This window comes from bacterium (assembly GCA_018812485.1).
Lineage (GTDB): Bacteria > JAHJDO01 > JAHJDO01 > JAHJDO01 > JAHJDO01 > JAHJDO01.
Window position 1 is genome coordinate 1 of sequence record JAHJDO010000138.1, and the last position, 21,863, is coordinate 21,863.

The following is a 21,863-nucleotide window of genomic DNA, read 5'->3' on the forward strand; positions in this document are numbered from 1 at the left end:
AAGTATTTAACTCCTTATTTTCTAGTATGATAAGAAATTTTTTTCTTACTGTCTCAATGGAAAAATTGGGGTGGTTTCAATGAATTGTAAACGATTCCTAATTTTAACTGCTATATCTTTTCTTTTTATATGTCTAATTTGTACTTCTGTTAGTGCTGCCCCTGCTTTGGCCATCAAGGATGCATCAGATTATCCTGATCCTTTTTCACCCAATGGAGATGGTATTGACGATTCAGTAGAATTTAATGCCAGCGTTTCCGTAAACGGCTTTGATACGCATCTGAAAAAATATAAATATAAAAGACTTTATCTAATATGGGGAGTATCTATAAAAGATGTTAAAGGTAGATATGTGAGGAGGTTTTTTCACTTACAAAGAGTATATAATAATAGTGACATAGAAATTTCTCAAATCTGGGATGGTAGAAAAGTTGGAAGTCATGTGGTTAAAGACGGGAAATATTTTTATAAATTTAATGCTCGGATAAAAAAAATAAGGGCAGAACCAAAAGGAGGAGATGTTACTGTAAGAACAAACTCTCAATTAAGTGTCTCAGTATCTCCTGATTCGTGGAATATAGGAGAGATAGTCCCTGATTCTATAATCACCATGGAAGACACTGAGAAGATAAGAGTATTGAACGATGGAGAGATGAATGTAACCTATTCTTTACACCTTACTAATCCAAGTGGCTGGCAGGTTTCACAAAGTGACGTAGGTCCTGATACCTATATTTTAAATGCTGCTTTCTCAGAACAATTAGGAAATATCTTCTGGAAGGAGGAAAACCACGCGCTTTCTACTGGGCCGGTCATTTGCTCAGAGACTAAATTTGCCGGAGACGAGACTGGTGTTGGAGTCTCTCCTGGTGAAGAGAGGACATTATGGCTTCAATTTAAGGCACCAACTGCAACTTCTGTTACTATAGAGCAGGATATTGAGGTGGTGGTGAATGCACAAGTACCTTAATTTTCATTTATCTACCTGACGGGTATTGATATAGATGAGGAGTTAATAAAAAAATGTTAAACCAAAAGAAAGGAGTGAGGAAAATGAAGAGGTTTTTAGCGGGAATTTTGGTTTTGTTCGTGTTTTCCGGATTTACAGTTCAGGCCCAGGCCGCAGAATCAGATGTGGTAACAGTTAGGGTTAGTATACTTGCTTCCTTGAGTGTAGACATTACTGAGACCGAGGTTGATTTGGGCTCTGTAAGTGCTGGGAGTACCACTGTTTCGTCTTTTGGGGTTACAGTGACCAATACTGGAAGCGGTATTGACGAGACTTATTCTTTGAGTCTAGTTGACCCATCAGGATGGTCAGCCTCACAGTCAGCAGCAGGTGTGGATACCTATGTTTTAAATGCTTCGTTTGATTCAGATGGTGTGTTAACTTGGGATGTGACAGATCATGCCCTTTCAACTACACCAGTTGTTTGCACAGGTAGTGTGTTTGCTGGAGACCAGACAGGGGTAAGTGTGCCACAGGGAGGAGTAAGGTCCCTTTGGTTTCAATTTCTCGCGCCTACAGCTACAAGTGTAAGTGAAGAACAGGGTATCATGGTTACGATTACAGCTCAGGTAAGTTGATACTGATTTTTGAAGAGGATGTAGCTGCAAAGTTTACTTTGCCTATAGCAGAACAAGTCCCGTACGAACGTCTTAAAATTTTAATATGTCCGTACGGGGCAAGGTCTGCAGCTATACTTGTATTGAAGAATGTTTAAGGGGGAGAGATGAAAAGAATTCTTTTAGTATTTTTCGTTAGTTTTTTCTTTGTCCAGTCTGCTTCTGCAGGAGGATTGAGCACTACCTTTGGCGAGGTTTTGGTTGAAGATTTACGTATAGGTGAAGCTTATTCAATGGAGAAAGAGGCAAAGGTACCTTTGATCATTACCAATACAAGTAATCAAGAGGTAAAATTGAAAATAGAAGTTTTAACTCCTCAAGAAAGTGAATTAAAAGAAAGTTTTGAGGCCATTCCTGATATTGGCTGGGTAGAGCTTAGTCAGAACGAATTTGTGATTGGATCAGGCCAATCGATAAAAACAGATGTAATTATATCCATTCCTGATGATGAGAAATATCTGGATAAAAAATATCAGGTTTTTATCTGGTCATATACTGTTGGAAGGTCAATAGGATTAGGATTGAAAAGCAAACTATTATTCAGTACTAGGAAAGCAGAAACAGAATCCAGATAAGAGAAGGCAGAGTGATTATAATGATGAGAAAATTTTCCATTGCTGCAATATCCTTAAGCTTAATATGTCTACTTAGCGGTTTATGCTATGCTGATGTCTCTGACACAATCTTACTTAGAGTTACAGTTATGGACGATAATAATCCTCTGGAAATTTATACTGCAAGTGGATATGAGGCGGCCTTTATAAAAGAGAGCGGAAATATTGCGTATATCAGGGATTCATATACAGGGCAGGACATTTGCGAGGGGAATGATTATAACCTATGGCAGGTCTTTTCATATGCTATTGACAGGATGGTAATAGACGACAATAATAACGGAGATACTTCGAGAAATAGCTTTGGGTATAGAGAAGTTTTAGGACACAGAACATCTCTGATGCAAGTTTCTTATTCTCTCAATGCCGAGGAGGCACGAGGAGGAAATGGTTATTGCATTCAACTTGAGTATGAGAGTACGAGTGATTATGACGCCCAATTTGCACGCTATACCCACTATTTTGGGGATGGCATTTCCCATGTCGAATTGAGCGGGCAAGATTTCATATCTTTCTGGATTAAAGGGGATACGGCAGAAGATTCAGGGCCTTTTTCGCTTACGCTTTGGTCCGGGGCCTATGCCAGCGTTTATATGGGAGATTATTTGCCTGAGGGTAGAATAACGACTGAATGGCAACAGGTTCACATTCCTTTAAATGCCTTCTTTGCCCCGGGTTATTCTTTCCCTGAAAATATGGATAGTTGGGCTAATTTCAGCTTTGAAATACGCGGGAATGAAGTGGGTATTGGTAGCGGGACTTATTTTATTGACGATTTAGAATTTAGCTATGGTAGTTATCCCGATGCTTGGAAATGGTGGGTGGGTAGCTGGGAATTTGCCAATCTCGGAGGATATGATTTTATTCTAGAGAAGGTTGATCCTGACAGATGGTTATTTCATTATAGATTGACTGATCCTACTCCAAGTGATTTCATAGATATAGAATTTAGATTCTACGATTATTATTTCGATGTGGTATTTTATGTCTTGAACAACTGCTCGTATGAAGAAGAGATTATTCATGGAGTGCGTTTTCCAATGGATATAGGCTTTACATCAGATAATATTGATCAAGTGATACTTCCGATAGTAGATGGAGTAGCTATCCAGGGTGATTGGTTTGGGAAGGGTGAGAATGCATCGTTTAAATATCAAGGTGGAGTTTCGTCAGATTTTGTAGGTATAGAGGATAAATACGAAAGCAGGCTTGCTATCTATACATTAGAACCTGATCCATTAGAACATCACCCCGCTGAATTGACACTTGATGGTGAACATCAGTATAATCCACTTAGTGATTTCCATCATATCTTTTTTACCCATATAGATGTTGGAGAAAGCTGGCAGAGTCCTGTAGTAAGATTTAGAGTGGGTTCTACTATCCAGGAAGCACTTACGGATTATTCTCTTGAAAATGGTTTTAGCAGTCTTCCGACATTAGAGGAGAAATGTAATGATTATAATCCTTATCTTTTTGAACGTCTCTCAAAAAGTCCTTTACTGAAGATAGATATGTTAGGTGCAGGACAGGAGAGCTATCAATATGTCTATGGGACCTTGCTTCCATTATTGCCTGAGCCTAGTATCGCACACCTAGTTACTTACTGGGAAGGGGGCTTTGACAATAATTATCCAGACTATGTAATGCCTGGCCAGAGCCCTAATCCGTCATTTGGAACTGAGGAAGATTTCATCGACATTTTTACGGAGCACGATTCGACCCAGCAGATTATGCCATATACAAATCCGACATGGTGGGATTATAACTCAGAGATCTATGGAATAAATGGAGATGACCTCATTGCCAAAAATCTATCTGGGTACGGTGTAATGGAAAAATATAATAGTAGCGCAGGATTTGTCACTTCTCCTTATCAGATCGATGTACAGAATCGGATTCTTGAAAATATAGATTATTTTAGCGACGTATATCCGAGTAATCTCCTTTTCCAAGATCAACTTGCTGCCCGTGGTTTTTTTCATGATATACACCCTTCAGCACCTGATTTCTTATCATATGGTCAGGGATGGATTGAAAACGCAGTTTATTATGCAACCGAGATCCCTCTTTATACTGAAGACTGTTTTGATAGATTAGTTTCCCCTGAGGTTGGTTTTTGTGGTACATATCTTAAGAATTGTCATCCAAATCTGAATGTCGATAGGGGCAAGGTTGATATGTGGGTTCAGCCAAACTGGGGGTCTAGTGATACTAATCCTCACACTTTTTGGTATGCCCACAAAGAGACCTATAATAAGAATTCGATCTATATCCAATATTGGCCTCCATTTATTGAATTTGTTATCTATGATGCAGGAGGGACACTTCATAGGGTAGGGTACACTGCGACACATCAAGCAGGAGATTGGCTGCATGTGGAGGCCCGGTGGTATTGTTCAAATACGGATGAGGACGAATATTGTTTCATGAGCATTTCAGAGAATGGGAGCGTAAGAGACGATTCCTCTACTTTATGGGATAGCTGGGCATATGACTTTGGTTCACTTATGACGATTGGGAACAATGGTGACGGAGGTCAACCTGCCGATGCAATTATTGATGACTTGAGAATCTATGAAACTGAATTAGGTGAAGGCCGGCCTATTTTTTACTGTTCTTTTGAAGATACCTTAGAAGATGAAGGAGGCACTCTTCCGTCAGATTCCTATGGCGTGACATTTGTAGACTGTGGACCTTTACGAGAGGGGAGAGGGGTTTTCGTTGATAGTCAAACACAATTGAGGTATTCTACAAATGATAGGGGATTTTTTAAGCCATACCCTGTTGCTATGCTTTTGTATCATGATAAAGTAGCTTTCTATCAACATAATCTTCACAATACGAATATGAGTAAGAATAAGTATAGCTTAAGTTACAATGCAGTTTTTGGAATCAATCATAGCTTAAATGTTTGGAGTTATTATGATGAATATGGCCAGAAGAATGAAGATTTTTCCGCTCCGCTTCGGATTGCTGATGGTTTTCAGAAGTCTTTTCTCTCAAGGGTATTTGGTCAGGAGATGGAAGAATTTGAATATGTCTCTGGTGAAAATAAAAAGGTAATCCTAACAAGCTTTGGCGAAGGTGAAGATGCTATTACTGTAATTGGGAATTTTAATCCTGATAATACCTATAACTATCCTTCATTTCCAGAGATATCCATTGCTCCTGAGGGTTTCTTAGCAGTAGGTGAGTACGAAAGTCTTGTTGCAGGTATCTTTAATGGGGTATTCAACGGAGAATCTCTTTCTTCAGGGGATCACTATCTGGTTATAGAGAGGAAAATTTTAGAATCCACACCTATTATCGAAATTGCCCAACTCTACGGAGAATCAACAGAATTATCTATAGATATTAGTGATTGGGATGGAGATCTCGTGGGGTTAGATGCAATAACCGAAGAAGGTAGTATAATACCGACTTCTTTTAGTGTTGACGGCGATATAGTAAACTTTTACTATGAGAATGTTATAAATAATGAGGATGTTTTGCTTTATCGTTTGAGATAAAACTTCACACTGGATGTTTAGAGTGCAATTTCCTTTGTCTTATCTGGCGCTACTTCAAATAGGCGATTCTGAACCCTGATTTTTATACTGCGTTTGGCTTCTTCGAGCAGGATTCGAAGAGTTTTATGGTCTATAGAAATACTCAATAAATCCCCTCTAAATATTAGCTTAAAGGAGACTCGGTTCCATTTATTTGGTAAAGAAGGATTGAAACTCAATCCTTCTTTTAGTAGACGCATTCCACAGAATCCATTGACTATAGCCTGCCATGTCCCTCCAGAGGAAGCTGAGTGGATTCCTAAGAATGTATTTTCCATCTCATCATATAAATCAAGACGTGAAGATTTCAGGAAGTATTCATATGCCTTAGCCTTAAATCCAAGCTCTGCTGCCATAATCGCGTGAATACTCCAACTTAAAGAAGAATCATGCAGGGTTTTAGGCTCATAGAAGTCCCAGGCAATCTGTTTTTGTTTTCTAGTAAAGGCATCATTATAGATATACATTAAGTGGAGGATATCAGCTTGCTTTACAATCTGGCACCGTAGTATAGTATCTAATGTTGCACCAGCTTCTGTAGCAATCTGTTTACCGGGCTTTAAGACTTTAGGATCCACTTTTTCCCTTTCAAGAAATAAATCATGCTCAATATAGAGCTTTTTTTGAGGATCGTAATTAATATAAATATTATTTGCGATTTTACGCCATTTAATAGACTCTCTGCCCTCAAAATTTATCTTCCTTTTAACTTTCTTCCAGGCCTTGGGATGTTTTTTCTTCATTAATTTGATTATTTCTCCAGCAATTGTTAGGTTCCAACGAGCCATCCAGTTGGTATAAACATTATTATTGACAATCCACCCATATTCATCAGGACCCTTGACAGTGTTAATAACGTACTTCTTTTTTATGGGACTGAAGTGAACCCTGCTTTCCCAGAAACGGGCAGTTTCGATTATGATTTCTGTCGCGTAATCCCTTATAAATTTTTCATCGCCTGTAGCTTGATAGTAATGCCAGATACCGTAAGTTATAGCAGCAACAACATGGACACCTAGATTTGCGTATTCCCATAGAAAACATTGTTCATCTCCTGGATAAGAACTCATCCAGGGATACATTGCCCCCTTAAATCCTATTTTTTTTGCTTTCTTACGAGCTTGAGGTAGCGTGAGGTAGCGATATTTTAAAAGAGTTCGGGCGGCTTCAGGGTTAGTATAAATGAAATAAGGGAGGATAAACATTTCCGTATCCCAGAAATAGTTACCCATATGCATTTCACTGGTTAACCCCCTGGAGCTTATATTCACGTAAGGGTCTTTTTCATTACACATCTGCATGAGATGATACATTGAAAAACGTATACTTTGCTGGTCGGCAGAGTCCCCCTCTATAGTTAAATCTCCTGTTTTCCATCTCTCGGCCCATATTGCGGCGTGTTCTTTAAAGAGTCTATCGAATCCTTTTTTCAATCCTTCCTTTGATTTTGAGATTGCGCTTTTTTTCAAATCTTTTACGTTATCTCGGGAGCCATAGACAGCAACAATTTTTTCAAAGATGTATTCATTGTTTGATGTTGCATCAAATTCTATAGTACGACTAATAAATTTATCTTTTTGGTTTAATCGATAGCTAGGTAAAATATCTATGTTTTTAGAATAGAGCTTTGTTTGTATGGCTTCGCAAACTCTATGTTTTGTTGTTTTTGTTATTGTTGTCAGAAAGACCCCGTTTGCCCCTACAGGGCCTTTTTTATATTCTTCAAGATGGTAGTGTTTAGCTTCTCCAATCTGGTATCCGCTCACACGAAAATCAATATTGCCAATATTGGCATCTAAATCATTTTCAATTTTAATTTTCCCGTTATAATTCAGTGGACGAATCTTATATTTTAAAGCTGCAATGTGAGGATCTTTTAGACTTACTATACGGGAAATCTCAAAGTAGGTGATATTCCCTTTAGGATCCTTCCATTCAAAAGAACGAGTAACGATTCCTTTATACATGTCCAGGGCCCTATGATATTTTCTAACTTTTCCCGTAGAGAGGTTAAGGGGGCTTTTGTTTATTGTTACTCTAGTGCTGAAATAATCCGGGAGATTGACAATTTCCTGGTAGTTTTGTTCATAAGTGTCAAATACACCAGCTACAAAAGTCCCTGGGCATATCTTTGAACCGCTGAACCCTTCTTCCAATGAAGCCCGTGTTCCCATATAGCCATTTCCTAAGGCGAAAATAGATTCCCACACCCTGCTCTTTTTTGGTTGATATGGGGTTTCTACTAGTAACCATTCTTTTCCTTTAGTTTGTGAATTATTTTTCTTCATATTTCCTCCTGTGTTTATGACTACAGTTTTGTTATAAAGCTAATTATAAACATTTTGCTTCAAGTGTCAATTACAAAATTCCAAAAAAGGCTCTTTAAAAGCCCCAAAATGGTGTAGAGGGCTTCGATTATACAGATATCCTCTAATGATGTGAAACCGTTTTCTTTGTTAAAAAAAAGCTTGACAAACTTGAAACAAAGTTTTATAATCTAAAATATATAGAACATAGAAATGTAAAAATTAAAAGATTAAACTATCTTGTATCCATCTAGAATTGTTATAACTTAGTTGTTGACAAAGCGTTAAAAATGTGGTATACTTTAAATAGAAGATAAAAAAACTTTTAGAAAGACATTAGAAACATTACTTATCGAAAAAGGTAAACCTACTAAAAAGCAATATAAGTAGGGGCACAAAGCTACGGATCCTAAAAGGAAAGCCGGGTTGCCGAATAAGTAAGAAGGCAATCCGGCTTTTGTATTTTAGTTCGCGATCAATCTTGGATCGCTTTAATATAGAGTAGGAAATTTAAGAAATATAAACCTAGAAGTAAAAAAAGAAAAGAAAGGAAAGGAGGATAATTAAATGAATAAGTTAAGATTGCTTTTTTTGACTATGCTGCTAGCGGGACTTATTCTGTCAGTTGGTGCATCTGTGAGTTTAGCCGAAACTGATACGGAAGAGGTAGATGTAGCGGTCACTATTAGCTCAACCTTTGGATTTACTGTAGATGACACAAGTCTATTGACATTTAACGCTGGATCTCCTGTAACTGCAGGGGCAGAGTATGTAGCGGATCGTGCTCTTGGTATCATAGCCCAGTCAAATAATGGCGTGGCTTGGACTATGGAGCTTGCTGGTGGACCTCTGGGAGAAACAGGTGGTGCAACACTTGATCAAGCTAATTTCAGGTTTTGGCACACTACTGATAATGGTGCTGATCCTGCTTTACCTGAAGGAACACTTACTCCAACTTTTGGAACTGATGCACCTATGACCGCATCTGATCAACTTATCTATCAATCTACACTTGCAGAAGGTACGGATGAGTACATAGCACTTGGAGTAGGATTGAAAATAATTGTTCCTGCAGACCAACAGGCAGGCGATTATACTACTAGTGTTACCCTAACCATGACTGATTCGACATAATCTAAACGCGCTATCTTGTTGTGGTTTATCAAAGCTGAATTTAAGAAAGGGTAGGACGTAGATTTTCAGAGATGTCTTACCCTTTCTTATTTTAAAAGACTCGTATTCTTGACAATTCTGGATGTGTGTGATACCCTTATTGTTCAGAACGGATTGATTTATTGGGAGATAAGATGAAAAAGATTGTAGTAATAATTATTTTTTTTCTTATTGCCGTATTCTTTTTTAATGCGGAAGCTAAGGCTGAGTTTACCATTCAAGTAGATAGATACTCCATTGATTTTGGTAATCTGGATTTGGGAGAAGTTAGATCTGATGTGCCAAGTGATGGACTAGAGATAACTTGTACTTCAGATTTGGGCAATCCTTGGGAATTACGAATCTCTAATATCCAACCTCTTGTTCATGTATATAACCCAACTCAATTTATCCCTGATACAAATTTTAGATGGTATAGTGTATCTACAACCGGCGGTGGGGTTTTAGAGAGTGAAGAAAAGGATTTTACTCAGGAAAGGGTTATTTATTCTGCCCCTTTAGGAGAAGGAACTACTGGTACGAGAGTGGTAGTGAAATTTAAATTGATTGTTCCTCAGATGGTTCAGGCAGGTAGGTATGAGACTAGGATTATAATTACTATGACGGAGTAAATAAATGAAGATTATTTTTATTATTGGTTTTATCCTATGTTTGACCTTTAGCCTGTTAAGTGAGGCTATGGCTTTTTCAATAAATCTTGACCCCCCTAATTTAACATTGTCTATTCCTCCTGGAGGGAGCGAGAGCGGTATAATTACGCTGACTAATAAGGGAGATGTGTCATTAAGAGTAGTAGTATATACTGGAGATTGGACTTACGGTGTAGATGGTGTCAAGGAGTTTGGACCAGCTGGGACAACCCCTTTTTCATGCGCTGATTGGTTGCATATCTTTCCTACAGAGTTTGAGCTCCCAGCCGGTGAAAGTAAAGAAGTTCAATATACCTTAACAGTCCCTCTCGATGCATCTGGTGGTCATTATGGGGTCATATTTTTTGAGGCAGATATAGGAATGCAGCCATCTTTAGGTACGAGTGTACGGGTAGCCGGACGTATTGGGACAATTATTCTTCAAGAGACAGAGGGAATGGTGGATAGGAGGGGCAGTATTGTTTCTCTTACAACAGGTCCTCCTGATGAAAATAAAGGCTTTGATATTAATTTACGTTTTAAGAACGAAGGCAATGTCCGTATCGGGGCTAAAGGGACAGTTAATATTATTGATAAGGATGGTAATTTTTTTGGGAGGGAGGAGTTTCCGGAGATAAAGACGTTACCTGGGGATATCAGGGAGTCTATGGCAACTTGGCTGGGGAGATTACCTGTAGGTGAATATTTTTTAGTAGTCACTGTAGATATAGGAGGAGAAGAAGTGGCTATTGAAGAACTTAAGATAACAGTGATTAAGAAAGGCCAGATTGAAGAAGTTAGTGCTGATTTTTTACCTGATGGCACTCCAGAATTCTCAGTCAAGGTCGCTAATATAGGGAACATTAACATTGAGGCAAAGGGCCGGGTCGAAATACTAGATGCTAATAAAAAGATAATCCAAACCTTACCTCTAAAGGAAGATTTAATACTCCCTAAGAGGGAAAGAGTTTTTACAGTTGGACTTGATAGTCCATTGTCTCCCGGCGAATATTTTTTGGCAGCTACTGTAGATATGGGAAAAGGGGAGGTGGCTGTTAAAGAGCAGAAGATAACAGTGATTAAGAAAGGCCGGATTGAAGAAGTTAGTGCTGATTTTTTACCTGATGGCACTCCAGAATTCTCAGTCAAGGTCGCTAATGTAGGGAATCTTAACATTGAGGCAAAAGGTCAGATTGAGATTCTAAATGCCAATAGAGAAAAGATCCAAACCTTATCAATAAAGCAAGGCTCGATAATCCCTAACAGCGCCCAAGTTTTTACAGCAAAACTTAATAATCCATTGTCTACTGGTGAATATTTTGTGGTAGCTACTATGGATATAGGAGAAGATAAAGGTTTCGTTAAGGAAACCAAAATAACAGTAGTTAAAAAAGGTAAAATCGATGGAATTATTACCAGTTTTAGAGACGGTAATATCCCGAAATTTTCACTTAAGTTTTCCAATATTGGTAATATTAGTATTAAAGCTAAGGGACATATCGAAATCATAGATACAAATGGGGAGACTATTCATGTTTTACCGTTAAGTGAAAAGTCAATACTTCCGCATAGTGAAGTTATCTTTACAACTGAACTTGATAGTTCGTTATTCTCTGGCGACTATAAAATCTTGGCGACGGTAAATTATGGTGACAAAATTCTTACAAAAGAAGATACTATATCTATTAAATGAAGAAAAAGATTATACGGCATCTTGTAATCATCTTTTTTCTCTTCGTTTCCATTACTAACTCTTTTGCTGAAGAAGAGAAAGAGATAATATCAGCCAGAGAAGTCGCCATGGATTATACGTCTGAAGATGAAGGGGCTGATAGTTCTTTAGAAAAGGTAACACTTCAAGAAGGTAAATCCAAAGAAATCCCTGCCAGGAATATTACTCGCCATTTAAGCATTAATCCAGACATTGCTATAACAAAGAAAGTTTCCTCCGATATATTGTCTATTACTGGTTTTAAGAAAGGCCTAACGTATATCCATGTTTGGGACGATGATGGCAGGAGGACTGTTAGGGTGAATGTAGAGGAAAAGGCAAAAGAGGAAATGGTTTTTGCAGCGGCAGTAAAAGATACTGTATCTAAGATAGAAGTAGAAATTGGAGGATCGACATTAATTTCAGGGAAGAATATTACCCGTTACTTAAGTATTGATCCGGGGATTGTAACCGCTGAAAGAATATCAAAGGAGACCTTGTCAGTTACCGGCATTAAATATGGTTGGACGTTTATCCATATCTGGGGCGATGAAGGTAGAAGAACTATAAGTGTAGCGGTGAGAAGAAAAGGGTTTTTTGAAGCAAGAGAGAGAAAGAAAAAACTTCCTCAAGAATTGAAACCGTTCAGAGCCAGTTACTCTTTTGACATATCGAACAACTCTGTTAAATCAGATCTCTCTCAACATGAATATGTTGATAAACGATTCTCTCACATCTTTTCTTTAAATGGAGAGACTCCATGGGGAGAGGTTGATTCAAGGCTCCAATTTAGAGGCAGGGATGATAGGGTAAGTCGGCGTGATGAAGATATCACCTATTTTAATATAAATCTAAAAAATAAAGATCTTGAATTTACTTTAGGAGATAAGCGGATAAATTATTCCAGTTTAACTCTACCCTATGTTCGATATCAAGGAGTCAATTTGAAGGCATCTTTAGGTGAAAAATTGGATTACGATATTGTTTGGGGTGCTGAAGGGCAAAGGTTATATGGAAACAGGATAATAGATCAATCTTTACCTAATCCCTATTTCTCTGGATTAAAGACAGATTTTCATGTAACAGAGAAATTAGATCTTACTACTACATTCCTTCGAGGAAAGGATGCAGGGGACACTATTAGTGAACAGGTAGTAGCTACAGGATATAAATTGGATTTAGATAAAATTAATCTTAGAGGTGAATATGCATTTGGAGATGATAAGGATAATATAGCATGGGAGAGTGAAATGCGGGTGAATCTACATAAGATGGGTTTTGGAGCAATTTATCGAGATTATGACCCTGAGTATAAGACTGTTATAGGTAGTGTTGGCAATCGAGGCCATAAAGGTATATATTTATCTTTTTTCCATAATCCATTTGATTTAATTGGTATTTCCGCTTATTATGACCGATTCCAAAATAGATATTCACCTAATCGTAGCGAACCTGGACAAGACAATGTAAACACAACAGTAAATCTGAGATTAAGCCCAACATCCCTGACACATCTATACATTTCTTTCTGGGAAAAGGATACAGCAGGAGTATATTCTCCAATGAATAGCGAAGGTGTAACTGGCAGGATTTCTCATCGTTTTGATCTTGGAATAAGGGATATTTCTACTTATCTAGAATATACATCCCGTAAATTTAAAAGCATTCCTGCCCCTAGTATAGATTTCGAAGATGAGAAGATAGCCATAGGTTTGAGTACAAATCTGATTGAGAAGTTGAGACTAAGTTTACTTCAGGAATGGAACAGCAGAAGAAAACTCGAGGAGGGTACTGAGACTACACCACAGCGTTCTGTGATTGCCCTTAGTTACAACTCTAGAATTGGACAAAGCCCTTTTTACACTATGCTTGCCTTTAAATATGAAGACAAGAGAAATGTTGGTTCCAGCAGTGGAATTTTAGCTGATGAAGACATTATTTCTTTAGATGCTAAAATTAGGTATAGACCATCGCAGGATTTTGAATGGTTTATTAAAGGAGGAATTGATGATGTCCGAGGAACGAGTGTTAACCAGAGAGACCGCATTAAGAGAGAGGTGGTTACAGGAATAAGGTGTTCTTGGGATACCGGCTTTAGAGTGCAGACCGCAGGAGATATTTCCGGAGTCGTATATAAAGATCTTAATGGTAATGGTATAAGGGAGAAAAGTGAACCAGGTATTCCAGATGTAAAGATTTTTCTAGATCAGAAAATCTCGACAATCACTGATAAGGAAGGTAGCTATAAATTTTTAAAAGTAAAGGGTCTTAAGGCCTCAGTATTGATGGACATGCAAGGTGTTCCTTCCGAGTATATCACTACAACATCCAATCCACAAAAAGTTATGATAGCTCCAGGCGAAGTTACAAAGGTAGACTTCGGTCTTACTACTAAGACACAGTTAAGAGGAGTTGTTTTTAATGATCTTAATAATAACAGACAGTTTGATGATGAGGATATCGGTATGAAGAATGTATTGATAACTATCGATACTAAAAGAGCTATTACTGATTTATCCGGCCATTATAATATAAAAGATATCTTACCGGGAGAATATTATATAAGTTTGAATACGGAGACTTTGCCGCAGAATTTTATTCCGTTAGTTCCTTCGAGACAGAAGATAGAGATCCCTGAAGGACAGACTTATACGCATAATTTTGCAATTCAGGCATTACGTACAGTAATGGGAACAGTTTTTTATGATCAGAATGTGAATGGGGCTTTTGACAAAGGCGAAGAGGGGATTTCAGATGTAAAGATTTTTTTAGGTTCAAAGGTTACTTTGACAAATGGAGATGGGGCATATATATTTAAAAACCTGCCAGCAGGAGTCAATGAGATCAAGGTAGATGAAAGCACACTCCCTTCTCAATATTATCTGAAGATCCCTTCTGATACGCTTCAGCTGTCAGTTGAAGGTGAAGTTAAAAGAGATATTAACTTTGGTGTAGAGAAGAGATAATCGGAGGGGAGTAGAGTTATTCTGTCTTAGTGAATTGTATAAAAATTGATTCTTCGGTCCTGTGGGTTGTCACTAAGATGTCATCTTGATAATATTCTTCTGTCGGGCTATTTTCTGCATCTAGCATTGCTTCGTCTACCATTGTCTCATCAATGATCATTTGATTTTCTTCATTTGCTATTATTGGCGTAAGGTCCTCTCTACCAATATCCATAGACATAGATCGTAAAGAAGGCTGAGGCAGAATAACTATTCTGACATCTATTGAAGCAGAGGTAGCTTTTGCCATGACATTGGATGGTTGGGAAAGTATTACTATTAGAGATATTAGTGTTAGGATTGTAATTGTTTTATTTATTAGCATTTTCGCCTCCTATCACGTAGTCTCAAAAAAAAACCTATTCTTTCATTCGAAAGAATAGGTTTAAATGAAAAAATCTCATTTCGGTAGCTGACTATCCCATTTATTCCTATTGGGACTCTTGAGCTTTGCGTCCCATTCTTTCGAATGGTTTGCCTTTTCGATGAAACTATATTCCTAACTTATTTAATTGTCTATACTTACCCTCCACTTAAATTATACCATAGAATATATGCTTTGTCAAGGTGACTGGGGAGAACTGGTATGCTACTAAAGTATAGATAGATCGAACTTTCTTTGAATTCTCTTTATTTGTTCCTGGCTTTTGTCATCTGAATATATGAATTCGCCCTTGAGCCATAGAACATCTTTTGTTAATGTTTCTTTGGGAAGGTCGATTTCAAACTCGCACATCGATTCGTCTTCTGGAGCTAAAGGTTCAAAAGATTCACTTATAAGGGTTGATACGGTATTTCCATCTTTATACCCGGAGTCTAAACTAGGTAATGAATTATCTGGTTTAATAGTCCATCCAGTTAAAGCAAACCGCCCATTTTTAAGATATCTTTTAGTGTTGTTCTGAGCTATAAGACTGACTTTAATCTTTTCTCCCGGAGATATTATGGATTCTGAGGTTGAAAGAATCAAATTTACGCTATCTTTTACTTTAGGTGCTTTGTAACTAATTAAATACTTGCTATTTTCTTGAGAGGCTTCATATAGGAAAGTAATATCTTTTGGAGAAATAGCTGATATAACTTCCTCCTGGTCATTTGGAAGCTGGTGATAGACGTGTATCCAATCATCATTTATCCAATTATTTGGCCTTAGGATTGTCACCAGCGAAGCTCTAGAAAAAGGCTGGTGAACTGTGATGTTATCTATATCCTTTTCAACGATTAGAAAAAGTTCATCCCATAATGGAGAACCATTGAAAACAGTAAAAATCCCTGCAATTAAACTTCTGTCGTTATCCGTTGCCAAAAAACCTTCCTCAGCTATAGTATAATTATCGAAGGGAAAAGTATTTACCTTTGAATGATTACTTAAGATGCTTATATCTTCAAATTGACTTAAGATGACGTCTTTATTTACCTTCATAAATTTGGTTAGTCTCTTGCCAAAACAACGCGATGCCACAGCCTTCTGGAAGGCATCTGCAATCCACATCCATGGTTTTTGTCTCTCCCACTGTACTATCCACCTGCCTTGAGATAAGTTATGCCCATAAGTTAAATTCCACGTGAGTTTTGCCTTACTGTCTGTAAAGACTTCATTAGCTAAATTATGTTGATAGAGAGCAACATAGGGATGAGCTAAATAGATGGCTAATGGATAGAGTTCCCAGTTGCCTTTACCCCATGATCTGTCAAATTCTCCAAAATGAGGCATGGTCAGAGAAGTTAAACCACAGAAACCTGCTACATCAGGGATTAGCTTATCGAAACCCCCCTCTATCATTACAGGGATTGTTTTGCTATCTCGAGCAGCGATATCAATAAGCCCTTGGGTGTAAGAAATAGGTGTTTTCTCAGAAGGATTTAGGTCGTAACGCCATCTTCGAGCTCCTATTTGATCCTGGAAAAGTAAATCCATAGGGTAATCGCTAGAAAATTCCTGTAAAGTTTGTGCAAGTCTTTCTAGAACCTTTGGGTTATAAGGAGAAATAATATAGCCTCCATTTAAGTTATATTTTTCATATGCAATAGAACCATCTAAGTTCTTCGCTACAATTTCATCTTTGCTTAATCTGTTTAGAGTAGGGCCTACATTCCACCAGGTTGGATTTGTATATGGCATTGCTAAAAGACCTCTCTTATGGATAGTATCAATTAAATGTTTAAAATCTTCTGGTGAGCCGAACTTTGGACTCGGCGGAAGATAATCAGGATAATATTTATCGAATCCTTCAGGCCAAAAAGATGTTAGGTGGACTAGAGTGGGCTTGGGCAATTCTGTAAGAAAATCAGTGACATATTGGAAATCTTTATTTTCCCATAAACCTACTTTAAGTAGAATGGATTTTGATAATTTTTCAAATAATTGTGGGCCAAGTTTGTCCTTTAATGTAGGAGACTCGTCCAGTTTGTTATCTGATTGATATTGAGAGATGGCCGACTCCAAAGATGAAAAGATGCGAAATCGAAGAAAAGGGCTTTTCCAATTTTTGTTACTTTGAATATAAGTCGCGAATTTGTGACGATATTCTCCAATATCTTCTTCGGATTTACTATAACCGACCTCTAATGTCGTGGGTTGGAATATGTCGTTTGTCTCAACCATATAAATAGCGAGATTTCCTGTTCTAGACTCAAGTGCAACAAAATCGCAGAAGGCAGGCGGATAGTGATCTAGCCATCGTTTATTCGACGAGAAAAAGTTTTTATTGAAAGCTACCCCCATTCTATTGGGAAAGATGAATCTTGCTATATTATTATAATCGAAAGTTAAATCCCAAGGTAAAGTAAATGAAACAACTATATCTTCAGATTTATTTAAGACCTTAGCTTGTAGATCGAAGAAATCCCCCTCGGATCCAATAACTTCGATAATAACTTCTAAAGATCTCTCGCCATCCATATTGTATCTCATTTGTAATGTCTTTTCCCTTTTTAACCACGTATAGTCAAAATTCATAAATGATGAAGTTGGAGAGAATTCATTTCCTTTAATATCAAGATATTCACCTGCTTTGAATAGAGCTAAACTCCATAGACATTTTCCAGATGAACCAAGCGATATATTATATCCCGTCTTCGTGTCTTTGATATAAACAATAGCACCGTTAGTTTTACTAATACCCAATATGTAGTAGGCATTAGATATTATTAGATCTTCTCCTTTATCGAAAAAAGATAATTTTGAGATTAGGTGCTGTTTATCCATTCCTTGAGGAATGATAGCGGGGCCAAACATATTACCTTTAACCTTTGGATCGATTCCGAATGCCTTATCAGTTATTTCCCTGATAACCCGACGAAGAGATTTAGCAGCATCTAGACTTAAAGGAATCACTTCAGGCGGAGTTAATTTCCTGATTTCTCTCTCGATTGGAGGGGCTATCTGCTTTGTAAAAACCACATCTTCTTTCTTTAAGGCTATCTTATCAGTTTTCTTATCTTGTGGCAAAAAAACCAGGCTGTGAAAAGACATGGTTTCGCCGTTAATATTGGGTTTTTGTTCAGAAGTACCTACTCCAACTTGCAATTGAAAGGCTTGGAGTCCTGATAGACCAGAGATATCACGTAAATCATATATGGATTTGCCTGTTATTTTAGTGTCAGGCTGAATTTTTACAAATCCCCCTTCTACATTTGGACTTATAAGGATTAGATACCAATGATGACTAGCTGAGATAACATCTATCTCTAAATAAGGAAACCTATCCAAATCAAGCGTAATATCCTTATATACACACCCATAGCTTTGTGAATCAAGTATTCCTTGGATAGTAATAATTTCTCCAGTAGAACAAATTGTAGCACCGGTAGACCTTCCGTCTGGCCATTCTTTTACCCATCCATTTATGTCAGGATGGGTGTTGTCACATAGGATAATTGTTCCATTTTGTTCCTCATGCTTTTGACTGAATCGCAGCTTAGTAAAAACTAACTTCTCAGCTAAATTATTATTTTTCATTTCAGCTGTACTTACACCTAATTGAAGCTGGAAACTCTGTTTGCCTGATAGGCCTGTTAAAAGTCGGAGATCATATTTTTTCTCTCCCTGATAATCAGTATCTGGCTGTATTTTTGTATATCCTCTATTGAGGCTGGGATGGTTAATGATAAGGTACCAATGATGAGTAACAGAATCCACATTTATTTCTAATATTGGAAATTTATCCAGATCCATGTCCACGTTTATATATACTGGGCCGTAGGATTTATTCGCATTCGTCCCTATTATAATTGCTTTTGCCCCTTCCTTAGTTATTATTGCACCAGTGGATACCCCATTCCAATTATCATGCCAAGATGTTACATCAGTATTTTGACTGCTAAAAATATCTATATATTCTAATTTTTCTTCCGCCGTTGCGCTATTACCACAAGATATGATTAAAACAGTAACTAAAGGTAGTATTGCCTCAAGAAGTCCTTTTCTTATATTAATCCCCATACAAAAACTCCCTTTCTAAATAATTTTATTTACTATTCTGTATTTATATAAAAAAAAGGAAGGAGGTGCATATCCTTCCTTTTTTTTATTATACTTTAATGTGAGGAGATATTCTTAGTTTTTGGTAGACGTCAGCCTAATATAGTCAAATATTGAGCTTTTATTAGAGCCTTCTATTATGATTACCAGATTGAATTTAGAATTAAATTTATTGCTAAGTTTCACATTTTCTTTGATGCTTTCTGAATAGACGCCAGGAAGGTTTTGTCCTGGGATGATCTCGTAATATTCTTTCCAATCCAGGCTTGTAATTCCTACCTTAAAAGCACTATCCGGGTCTACATGATTAGCCTTTATTTCTATAACAGGGTATTTATTGAGATCCACATCTTCTATCACCTTAGCGACTTTGCCCCATGTAGAGTTTCCGATTACTTCGATACTAGCTGTTCCATCTTCGAGAGATGTAATTATACAGTTAAAACTATCACTGTCATATTCGTCATACCACTCCGCTACTCCCGTATTAAAATTATCTTCCCAACCGATATCCTGAGCAGAACATAGTGAGATATTCGCTAAAAAAACTATAAACACAAAAGTCAGAGTAGAGATTTTAATCTTAGCAGCCCTTTTTTTATTTACCCATCTTTGAGAAGTCCCCATTTTTTACTCCTTCCGGTTAAAAAACATATTCTACACTGCACTAAAAAGGTTACCTTTTATCAAAGGTCACACTATTATACTACTATATTTTTAGCTTATTGTCAATTCGTTTTTTTGTATAATTACGCAACCTAAAAAAATAAAAAAAACCTTTGAAACTTTAAAAAATTGTGGTAGTATTATACTGTAGTTTACAGTTAGCGAATTCTCAGAATAAAAATAAAGGAGTAAAATTGAGAAGGTATGATTTTATAGAGAATAGAAGGTTTAAGAGATTAGACTTATCTCTCCCGATAAAAATTAGGCATATTTTAAATGGCGGTAGAGAAAATGTGCAAGATGGGATTACAATTAACGTAAGTTATGGTGGAGTCTATGTAGTAGATATAAAGATAGAGGAGATGAAACCAGGAGATAGATTAAATATATCTCTAGCAGTGCCGAGAGATGAGACAAGGGATTTTCCGTTTTCTCGGTTTGTAGGGAAAGCTAAAGTAGTAAGAGTTGAAAACGATGGTATTGCACTTGAGTTCAATGAAGATATGCATCGACTTTTTGTTGTCAATAATTGAAGTATGAAAATTTAAGTAGAGACATATGCCTATCAGAAAAAATCAATTTTTTCAAAGCCGGTTACTTTCAGACCATGAAAAGAAAAACTTTTCCATATTAGAGCTTATTCGTAGAAATGGCCCTATAACAAGAGCTGAGATTTCAAAAATAACAGATCTCAATATAGTAACTATTTCAAATTATATCAATACCTACATCAATGAAGGATTGGTTGTTGAAGGTGGTATGGAGGCTTCATCAGGAGGGAGAAAGCCAACTCTTGTCAAGTTAAAAGAGAATTACGGTTATGCTATAGGGCTTGATCTTGGGCATATGGGCATAGAAGGTACTAATATGATAGGAGTGGTTGTAGACATTTCGGGGAAGGTAAGGGAGAAGATTGAACACAAAAGAGTAAAAGACACCATGGATAAAATTATCACTAAGTCTCTTGAACTGATAGATGAGTTAGTAAATAAAGATAAGGTTTATAAAGACAGGATTAAAGGTGTGGGCATTGGTATTAGTGGAGTTATAGATGAAACCCTGGGTACTGTAAGAGATTCCTCAAAAAATGGCATGCGAGCAAGCTATTTATCAATGATAGATCTTATTGAGCAGAGGTTTGGTATACCTTCGTTATTGGGAAATGACGCTACCTTTGCTGCCTTTGGCGAAAAAATGTACGCAATCCCTATGGACGTAGAAAATATAGTTTATATGTATTCTGATATTGGGACTGGTATTATTATAAAAGGTAACCTTTATTGTGGGGCTACTGGAAGTGCAGGAGAGGTTCGTATCAATTATCCTCAAAATGCAGAATATCTGAAATTTTCAAAAAGTTTTTCATTTTTGCTACCCTTGGGATTAGATCTTGGGTTAACAAACAGGGCCAGAAAACTGATAAAAGATGAAGGCGTGAAGTCCAGTATATCTAGTATCGCAGGCGATAATTTAGAATCTGTAACAATAGAGAATATAATAGAGGCTGCAAAGTCTGGAGATACGTTTGCTATAGAATTACTGGAAGATGCGGCTGTTAACTTGGGTGTGAGAGTGGCATATCTAGTAAATTTGTTTAATCCAGAAATAGTTATAATAGGCGGAGGTATTGAAAAGGCAGAAAGCTTGTTTTTAGAACCATTGAGAAAGACAGTGAAAAAGTGGGCTTTTGAAGAACCTGCAAATACTGTAAAGATATTACCTGCACAACTTGGTATAGAAGGTGTTGCTTTAGGGGCAGCGGGTGTGGTTTTAAGAAATCTCTTTATCAGCGTCTAACCGTATCAAAATTGTTTTTACAAGGGTATATTGACAAAAGAATAGTAGTATGATATACTTCTCGCTTACCAGGAGAAGATATGCATATCAAGCGTATCATATTATTATATCTTTTTGTTTTTATTATAGTTACAGGAACATTTCCAACCGTATCATTTTCGTATTCCCCTCCGATTGAGTCTATCACCCAATATATAATAGATATATCCCAGGATATCCATAGTCTGCTTCAAGAGACAGAGGAGTCATTGGTATATAATTCACGCGGTGAGTTAAGATTAAGGCTTTTACTTTCTCCTTGG

General features: G+C 37.2%; 16 protein-coding genes and 2 riboswitches. Of the genes, 12 read left to right on the forward strand and 4 right to left on the reverse strand.

Features of this window, described 5'->3' with window-relative positions; translation table 11 throughout:
- The first annotated feature begins 79 nt into the window (after nt 1-79).
- The 5 genes from KKC91_11910 to KKC91_11930 all read left to right on the forward strand — a co-directional run bounded on the left by KKC91_11910 (nt 80) and on the right by KKC91_11930 (nt 5,752).
- Entirely contained in the window at nt 80-970 is an 891-nt protein-coding gene (locus tag KKC91_11910) for a hypothetical protein (GenBank protein MBU0479255.1), read from the forward strand.
- Nucleotides 971-1,053: 83 nt separating this feature from the next.
- Complete coding sequence (locus KKC91_11915; GenBank protein ID MBU0479256.1) at nt 1,054-1,587, forward strand: hypothetical protein; 534 nt, start codon at nt 1,054-1,056, stop codon at nt 1,585-1,587.
- Nucleotides 1,584-1,724, forward strand: coding sequence for a hypothetical protein (locus KKC91_11920; GenBank protein ID MBU0479257.1), 141 nt, complete (start codon nt 1,584-1,586; stop codon nt 1,722-1,724). Before KKC91_11915 ends, KKC91_11920 begins: the two co-directional genes overlap by 4 nt.
- Nucleotides 1,725-1,733: 9 nt before the next feature.
- Nucleotides 1,734-2,201, forward strand: coding sequence for a DUF1735 domain-containing protein (locus KKC91_11925; protein ID MBU0479258.1), 468 nt, complete (start codon nt 1,734-1,736; stop codon nt 2,199-2,201).
- Nucleotides 2,202-2,221: 20 nt separating this feature from the next.
- The gene (locus KKC91_11930; protein ID MBU0479259.1) at nt 2,222-5,752 is read left to right on the forward strand and encodes a LamG domain-containing protein; all 3,531 of its coding nucleotides are present in this window, start codon (nt 2,222-2,224) and stop codon (nt 5,750-5,752) included.
- 17 nt (nt 5,753-5,769) lie between these two features.
- Here the strand turns inward: KKC91_11930 and KKC91_11935 are convergent, their stop codons facing one another.
- Nucleotides 5,770-8,079: a hypothetical protein gene (locus tag KKC91_11935; protein ID MBU0479260.1), complete on the reverse strand. Its 2,310-nt coding sequence runs from the start codon at nt 8,077-8,079 to the stop codon at nt 5,770-5,772.
- 368 nt (nt 8,080-8,447) lie between these two features.
- Nucleotides 8,448-8,531, forward strand: a riboswitch (cyclic di-GMP riboswitch).
- A 133-nt stretch (nt 8,532-8,664) separates the two neighbouring features.
- Between KKC91_11935 and KKC91_11940 the strand changes: the two genes are divergently transcribed.
- From KKC91_11940 to KKC91_11955, 4 genes are all read left to right on the forward strand, one after another.
- Complete coding sequence (locus KKC91_11940; GenBank protein ID MBU0479261.1) at nt 8,665-9,231, forward strand: hypothetical protein; 567 nt, start codon at nt 8,665-8,667, stop codon at nt 9,229-9,231.
- A gap of 173 nt (nt 9,232-9,404) precedes the next feature.
- Complete coding sequence (locus KKC91_11945) at nt 9,405-9,881, forward strand: hypothetical protein (protein ID MBU0479262.1); 477 nt, start codon at nt 9,405-9,407, stop codon at nt 9,879-9,881.
- A 4-nt stretch (nt 9,882-9,885) separates the two neighbouring features.
- On the forward strand, nt 9,886-11,592 hold the full coding sequence (locus KKC91_11950) for a hypothetical protein (GenBank protein MBU0479263.1): 1,707 nt from the start codon (nt 9,886-9,888) through the stop codon (nt 11,590-11,592).
- Nucleotides 11,589-14,576, forward strand: a complete 2,988-nt coding sequence (locus KKC91_11955; protein MBU0479264.1) for a pilus assembly protein N-terminal domain-containing protein — start codon at nt 11,589-11,591, stop codon at nt 14,574-14,576. The genes KKC91_11950 and KKC91_11955 overlap by 4 nt, the downstream gene beginning before the upstream one ends.
- Nucleotides 14,577-14,592: 16 nt before the next feature.
- Here the strand turns inward: KKC91_11955 and KKC91_11960 are convergent, their stop codons facing one another.
- The 3 genes from KKC91_11960 to KKC91_11970 form a co-directional block, all read right to left on the reverse strand.
- Nucleotides 14,593-14,940 (reverse strand): hypothetical protein, encoded by a 348-nt coding sequence (locus KKC91_11960; protein MBU0479265.1) that lies wholly within the window; start codon nt 14,938-14,940, stop codon nt 14,593-14,595.
- 79 nt (nt 14,941-15,019) lie between these two features.
- Nucleotides 15,020-15,104: riboswitch (cyclic di-GMP riboswitch) on the reverse strand.
- A gap of 103 nt (nt 15,105-15,207) precedes the next feature.
- Nucleotides 15,208-19,059 (reverse strand): hypothetical protein, encoded by a 3,852-nt coding sequence (locus KKC91_11965; protein MBU0479266.1) that lies wholly within the window; start codon nt 19,057-19,059, stop codon nt 15,208-15,210.
- Between the two features lie 114 nt (nt 19,060-19,173).
- Nucleotides 19,174-19,725, reverse strand: coding sequence for a hypothetical protein (locus KKC91_11970; protein ID MBU0479267.1), 552 nt, complete (start codon nt 19,723-19,725; stop codon nt 19,174-19,176).
- Between the two features lie 233 nt (nt 19,726-19,958).
- Between KKC91_11970 and KKC91_11975 the strand changes: the two genes are divergently transcribed.
- The 3 genes from KKC91_11975 to KKC91_11985 form a co-directional block, all read left to right on the forward strand.
- Nucleotides 19,959-20,297 (forward strand): PilZ domain-containing protein, encoded by a 339-nt coding sequence (locus tag KKC91_11975; protein ID MBU0479268.1) that lies wholly within the window; start codon nt 19,959-19,961, stop codon nt 20,295-20,297.
- Nucleotides 20,298-20,322: 25 nt separating this feature from the next.
- Nucleotides 20,323-21,561, forward strand: a complete 1,239-nt coding sequence (locus KKC91_11980) for an ROK family transcriptional regulator (GenBank protein ID MBU0479269.1) — start codon at nt 20,323-20,325, stop codon at nt 21,559-21,561.
- 80 nt (nt 21,562-21,641) lie between these two features.
- Nucleotides 21,642-21,863, forward strand: a 222-nt coding sequence (locus KKC91_11985; GenBank protein ID MBU0479270.1) for a hypothetical protein, incomplete at its 3' end; no start/stop codon positions are given.